The organism is Proteus sp. G4380, from assembly GCF_963885725.1.
Classification (GTDB): domain Bacteria; phylum Pseudomonadota; class Gammaproteobacteria; order Enterobacterales; family Enterobacteriaceae; genus Proteus; species Proteus mirabilis.
Map to the genome: position 1 here is coordinate 1 of NZ_CAWPAV010000211.1, position 6,673 is coordinate 6,673.

The window sequence follows — 6,673 nt, forward strand, 5'->3', positions numbered from 1 at the left end:
GAATATAAAAATAATAAATATGTTTTTATTCCACAAAAAATAGTTATTGATTTAATAAAACAATTAGGTGCAACAGAGAAAGATATAGATACACTCATAGAATATGGTGATTATCTCGCGCAAGATCCTACATTGTCGTTTCGTCACTCTCGCACCGGACGCTACCTTTTCGATAATGAGGCTAAAACCATTTCACGACTAGAGTATCAACCTTTTGTCCTCACTGAAGAAGATGGCTTTATTCGTGAAGATAGCGGTGCACAAAGACACTTTCGAGCAATTGACGATCGCTGGCAAAGCAATACCGCCTACCAAGCATTATTGAAATTAAAAATGCTCCTGATTGAAGGAAATCGATTTACGCCACGCCGCTTAACCGATCAACAATCCCCTAAATCAATTTCAACGGTATTTCATTTAAGACTCATTGCTGAACCTAATTCGTTAAGTGAGCTTTCTATTGAAGGGGTGCATAAAGATGGTGTTGATCACACCATGATAGTCATGATGAATAAAAATAATGTAAAAGATAATTCCGGCGCATTACGTGTTCATTCTCCTCAAGAAGCAATAGGCACACCTTGGCAAGATATTAATCCTAATAATGTTCTCTATGAGCATAATAATGCCCAATATCTGGATATATTATTAATTGCGGATAATGAGTTAAATCATAGTGGTACACCTATTTTTACGCATGACAATAACCACTTTGCTTATCAGGATTTTATTGTTTTATTATCCCGTTATCCAACCGTAGACACTCATCCATCACATCAGTTTGATTCAACCCAATTACATCCCGATTTACCACTAACGTTACATTTAAATAAGCAAGTAGCTTAAGCATAAAGCGATAAAAAAACCGAGCTTACTGATATCTAGATCAGTCATGCTCGGTTTTCGAACAGAAAATAAATATTAATCAGCAAAGTTAGCCTTCAGCGGCTTCTCTTAAACGACGTTTAATATTGTTATATTCTGTTTTTACATAGTGCTCAGCTTGAGCTTGATCTTTAATTGACTCAACACAAACCGCACAATACTTATACTCAGGTGTTTTGGTTATTGGACTTAAGTTTTCTGCAACTAGTTCGTTACAAGCCCCAATCCACCATTGGTAAGTCATATATACCGCACCTTTATTTGGTCTATCACTGACCGCAGCACGAGTAATAACCTTACCTTGTCGAGAGCGTATCCAAACCAACTCTTGATCTTTAATTCCTAACTGTTTGGCATCTTCAGTGTTTAATTGAACATAACCGGGTTCATCAGCCAATGCAGCTAATGCTTTACAGTTACCTGTCATTGAACGACAAGAGTAATGTCCAACTTCACGAACCGTTGCCAATACCATTGGGAACTCATCAGAGAGTTGATCAATAGGTGGCGCCCACTCACAAGTATAGAATTGACCTTTACCATTAGGGGTATCGAACTTACCGCCTTCATAAAGATATTGTGTACCTGGGCTATCTTCTGTTGGGCAAGGCCATTGAATATACGCCAAATCAGCCATTTTTTCGTAAGTTGCACCATAATAAATCGGGCATAACTCACGCAACTCATCCCAAATTTCTTTGGTGTTGTTGTAATGCATTGGATAACCCATTGCTGTTGCCATTAAGCTGATTATTTGCCAGTCTGTTTTAACATCACCAACAGGCTCTACCGCTTTATAGAAACGCTGGAATCCACGGTCTGCTGATGTGTACACCCCTTCATGTTCACCCCATGATGTGGCAGGGAAAACAACATCAGCAATCGATGCTGTTTTGGTCATAAAGATATCTTGTACTATCAGTAAATCGAGTTTTTCAAAGGTTCTACGAATAGTGGCTAAATCTGGCTCAGTTTGTAGTGGATCTTCCCCCATCACATAGTGTGCTTTAATTAAACCATGGTCGATATTATGAGGAACTTCACTAAGCGCATAGCCTACTTCTTCAGGCATCGATTCAATGCCCCAAGCTTTGGCAAATTTTTCACGCGCTTTCGCATCAGTAACATACTGATAGCCTGGTAGCGTATTAGGTAGTGCTCCCATATCGCAAGCACCCTGTACGTTATTTTGACCACGAACAGGACCTACCCCAACATATTTCTTACCAAGATTACCGGTTAATAATGCTAAGCTAGTGAGTGAACGAACGGTTTCAACCCCTTGATAGAACTGTGTTACCCCCATTCCCCACAAGATTGTCGCCGTTTCCGCTTTGGCATACATACGCGCTGCTTCACGGATAATTTGTGCACTTAACCCCGTTGTTTTTTCTACCGACTCAGGGGTGTAACTTGCGACTAATTGGCAATACTCATCAAATTGCTCGGTATGATTTTCAATAAAGGATTTATCGTATAATTTTTCCTCTATGATCACATTGGCAATAGCATTTAGCAGTGCAATATTAGAACCATTTTTCAATGCTAAGTGTAAATCAGCCAAGCGAGCTGTTTCGATATAGCGTGGATCACATACAATAATTTTGGCACCCTTTTCTTTCGCCTTCACAATACGGCGAGCGACAATAGGATGCGAGTCTGCGGCATTATAACCGAAGACAAATAGACATTTGGTATCCTCAATCTCAACGATTGAGTTGCTCATAGCACCATTACCGACCGAACGCTGCAGACCTGCAACCGAAGGGCCGTGTCAGACACGAGCACAGCAGTCTATATTATTATTTCCGATAACCGCACGAGCAAATTTCTGCATAACGAAGTTAGCTTCATTACCAGGTCCTCGTGATGAACCGGTTGTCATAATAGCTTTAGCGCCATATTTCTCTTTGATAGCAAGTAGTTTGCTACTCGCAAACTCAATAGCTTCATCCCAAGAAACCGCTTCTAATTTTCCACCTCTTTCACGGCGGATCATAGGTGTTTTAAGGCGTGGAGTCAGTATCTTAGTATCATGGATAAAATCCCATCCATAATACCCTTTCAGACACAGCTCACCTTGGTTTGTTAAACCATTGGCTCCTTCAGCGCCAATGATTTTACCGTTTTCCACCTTCAGGTAGATTTTGCATCCTGAGGCGCAATACGGACAGACCGTGATGACTTTTTTCATCAACATTGCTCCTGTGTTCATCAACTTTCAGGTTAATACCCGATTCTCTCCTTTATCTATGCAGAGACTGTGCCAAATAAGCCATTATTTTAAATATTTTATAATTAGATGAAAAACAAAGAAAAATAACAGACAGTTATCAGTAATAAGATGAGTAAGAGACAAAAAGGAAACAATTATCGACACTAATGACGATTTTTCTGTCGACGATGAGCAAGCAGTAATAGCAAAGATTAATCGGTCTAATTAACACGATTTTCTCTATGTATTCTTCTCATCAATAAAATTATTATTTTTCAATAAATACAATTAGTTATTTTTATTTAACAACTAAACACATCATTATTTGATGACAATATGATAATTTGACTTGCTATATTCTTATTTAGGTAAATTTTTAAGAATTAATATTTTGAATAACAATTTATTCGCAAGAAAAAAGGTGAAAAACAATAAAAAAAAAGCCCATAATACTGAACCTGAAAACAACAATGCGGTCTTAAAGACCTCTACACCCCAAAAATTTGATAATAGCTCAACATGCAAAAATTAAAGTTTTTACGATTTTCAAAAGAAAAAGTTTCTCTTTTTTTAGCTGTCTATATTGGTTTATTTCTTAATCTTTCCGTTTACATTGGCCGTTATGGCACACAGAATTCTCACAACTCCCTCATTGAAAGTTTATATATACTGGGTGAAGTTGCAGTAAACATTGCCTTTACTTTCTTCTTATTACGACTTATTTCTTTTTGTGGCACACTATTTTTTAAAATAGTCGCTTCTTTTATTCTGCTCATTAGTGTTTGTGCTAGTTACTATATCTCTTTCTTTGATGTAGTTATTGGCTATGGCATTATTATTTCTACGCTCACCACAGATATCGATTTATCAAAAGAGCTGATTAGCCCTAATGTGATTATTTGGATTATTGGGTTATCTATTTTACCCCTAGCGCTAACTTGGTTATGTAAGAAACCAGAAAAAAATATAACTCAGCAGCAAAAGAAAAAAATCTGGATCAAAAATACGGTCAAAATGCTCGTAATTGCTCTTGCGGTATTTGCCTATCTAAAAACCTTAGATTCGAAACAAAAAGCCTATGAAATCAAGAATAACTTAGATTTGCCAAGCTACAGCGGTGGTTTAAGTTACGCCTATTTACCGACCAACTGGATTATTCCTTTATTTCAATATGCGATAACACAGTACGACGACCACTTTAATAGCCAGAATATCTTTGATCCCGCGGATAACTTTACTTATATCCCGTCAAAAGCCAATGAAGATGTCTATGTGGTCTTTATTATTGGCGAGACAGCAAGGTGGGATCATATGGGGCTATTCGGTTATGAAAGACAAACCAATCCCTTATTAAGCCAAGAAAAAAATCTGATTGCTCTGAAAGGTATCTCTTGCGATACAGCAACAAAACTTTCGCTAAAATGTATGTTTGTGCGTGAAAATGGTACAGAAAATAACGATCAACGAACGTTAAAAGAGAACAATATTTTCTCAGTATTACATCAGCTAGGAATGACATCAGAACTCTTTTCAATGCAAAGTGAGCTTTGGTTTTACAATAAGCTTGATTTAGATAACTATGCCATGAAAGAGATGATGACCGCCAAAAATAGTAATTTTGGCAAAGAATTAGATGATACTTTGCTTATTAACGAAGTCGCAGATTCCGTTGCTCACTATTCTAAAGGTAACCACTTAGTAATTTTACACACTAAAGGTTCACACTTTATGTACTCGCAACGTTACCCAAACGCATTTAAAAAATACCAACCTGAATGCTTAAACGTTGACGATGAGTGCACCAAAGAGCAACTCGTCAATGCTTATGATAACTCTATTCTTTATACTGATTACTTTATTGATGGTGTACTTAATACCTTGCGTGATAAAAAAGCCATTGTGTTTTATACCTCAGATCACGGCGAGTCAATTTCAGAAAAAGGTGGCTTACACGGCACACCAAAAGAAATTGCACCACCAGAACAATTTAAAGTGCCTTTCTTAGTGTGGATGTCAGATAGCTATTTAGCTGAGCCTGAAAATAAACAGTTATTTGATAATCTCAAACGAAATCAAGATAATAACCGGACTTTCTATCATCATAATATTTTTGACTCGATATTAGGCTGTCTAGGTTACTCATCACCCGATGGGGGGATTAATAATCAAAATAATCTCTGTTTTGGTGACATAGCTAGCGAAGCACATTAAGTCGTGTCTAATCAATAAAAACCCCATGTTTAAGATTAAGCATGGGGTTTTTACTCGCTGAGATTAAAATAATGGCTTATTTAAAGTCAGCATCTGTATACAGGTGTGTTGCTTGAATTTCTTTGACGTTTCTTGCACCACCTAACATCATATTAATTCTTAACTCTTTATTTAATTGCTCGATAACTGAATTTACACCTTCAGCACCGCCTAAATTTAATCCATAAAGAATTGGACGCCCCACAGCAACAACATCTGCACCACTCGCTAGCGCTTTAAAGACATGTGAGCCACGACGAACTCCACTATCGAAAACGATAGGAACACGTTTATTCACGACTTTGGCAATGGCTGGCAATACATCAATGGTTGCAGGTGCACTATCTAACTGACGACCACCATGATTAGACACCCAAATCGCATCAGCACCCGCTTTAATTGCAGTATCGGCATCTTCAGGTGATTCAATACCTTTCACAATGACTGGTAAACCTGACATCTTTTTCACATATTGAATATCCGCAGGAGTAAATGCTTGTTTAGCTTGAGCATAGATCTCACTAATACCCGAACCTTTACCTGTTTTTGATTTATCATCACTGATTTTGGCGAATGCTTCCAAATTGGCAAAACCTAATGGGAATTGAAAACTATTTTTAATATCATCTTCACGATATCCCCCCACAGGAGAATCAACCGTTAAAATAATACCTTTCGCGCCATACTGTTTTGCTTGCGATAAAATATACTGATTAAACGCGTCGTTTTTACTCATATATAGCTGAAAAAAGAACGGATAACCCGGTTGTGCTTGCGCGACTTCTTTAATGGTTTTATTACCATAAGTACTTAATGAGAAAATAGAGCCCGCTTTCGCCATACCTTTTGCTGTGGCAACTTCGCCTTGTTGATGAGCAAGCCCTTGGGCTGCCATCGGTGCCTGAATAATAGGCGTATCTAATTTAATACCTAAAAATTCTGTTTTTAAATTCAGATCGGAAAATTCAATCCCTTGTAATGCACGAGGCATAATATATTTTTTATTAAATGCATTTGTATTAGAACGCAAGTTATTTTCGTCTTCAGCACCACCACGAATATAACCGAAAGCGCCTTTATCCATATTTTCTTTTACTTGATTTTCAAGAGCATCTAAATTAACTATTTTGATTGGATGTTCTGCGGTACTCGCTTTATATTCAGTCGCTTGCACAACTCCCACACTTAATGCCATAGCAATTGCAGTCGTTTTTAACAATGTATGTTTCATTATCTCCCCCTATGTAGGAATTAATGGATTATATTTATAGTTTAAGAAACAACGCTCAGATTATAAGAATAAATATAAACTCTATTTTTATA

The 6,673-nt window shown here is 37.3% G+C and carries 4 protein-coding genes; 2 read left to right on the forward strand and 2 right to left on the reverse strand.

Features of this window, described 5'->3' with window-relative positions; genetic code table 11:
- On the forward strand, nucleotides 1-846 hold an 846-nt coding region (locus AACU98_RS18365; RefSeq protein ID WP_161735306.1), incomplete at its 5' end, for a 2OG-Fe dioxygenase family protein.
- Nucleotides 847-934: 88 nt separating this feature from the next.
- Here the strand turns inward: AACU98_RS18365 and fdhF are convergent.
- On the reverse strand, nucleotides 935-3,079 hold the full coding sequence (fdhF, locus tag AACU98_RS18370) for a formate dehydrogenase subunit alpha (RefSeq protein WP_080544259.1): 2,145 nt from the start codon (nucleotides 3,077-3,079) through the stop codon (nucleotides 935-937).
- A 540-nt stretch (nucleotides 3,080-3,619) separates the two neighbouring features.
- Here fdhF and eptB point away from each other — a divergent pair.
- Nucleotides 3,620-5,311 carry a kdo(2)-lipid A phosphoethanolamine 7''-transferase gene (eptB, locus tag AACU98_RS18375; RefSeq protein WP_036905930.1) on the forward strand — a complete coding sequence of 564 codons (1,692 nt, stop codon included), beginning with the start codon at nucleotides 3,620-3,622 and terminating at the stop codon, nucleotides 5,309-5,311.
- A 76-nt stretch (nucleotides 5,312-5,387) separates the two neighbouring features.
- Here eptB and AACU98_RS18380 read toward each other — a convergent pair whose 3' ends face one another.
- Nucleotides 5,388-6,581, reverse strand: coding sequence for a lactate oxidase (locus AACU98_RS18380; protein WP_004245423.1), 1,194 nt, complete (start codon nucleotides 6,579-6,581; stop codon nucleotides 5,388-5,390).
- Nucleotides 6,582-6,673 lie beyond the last annotated feature (92 nt).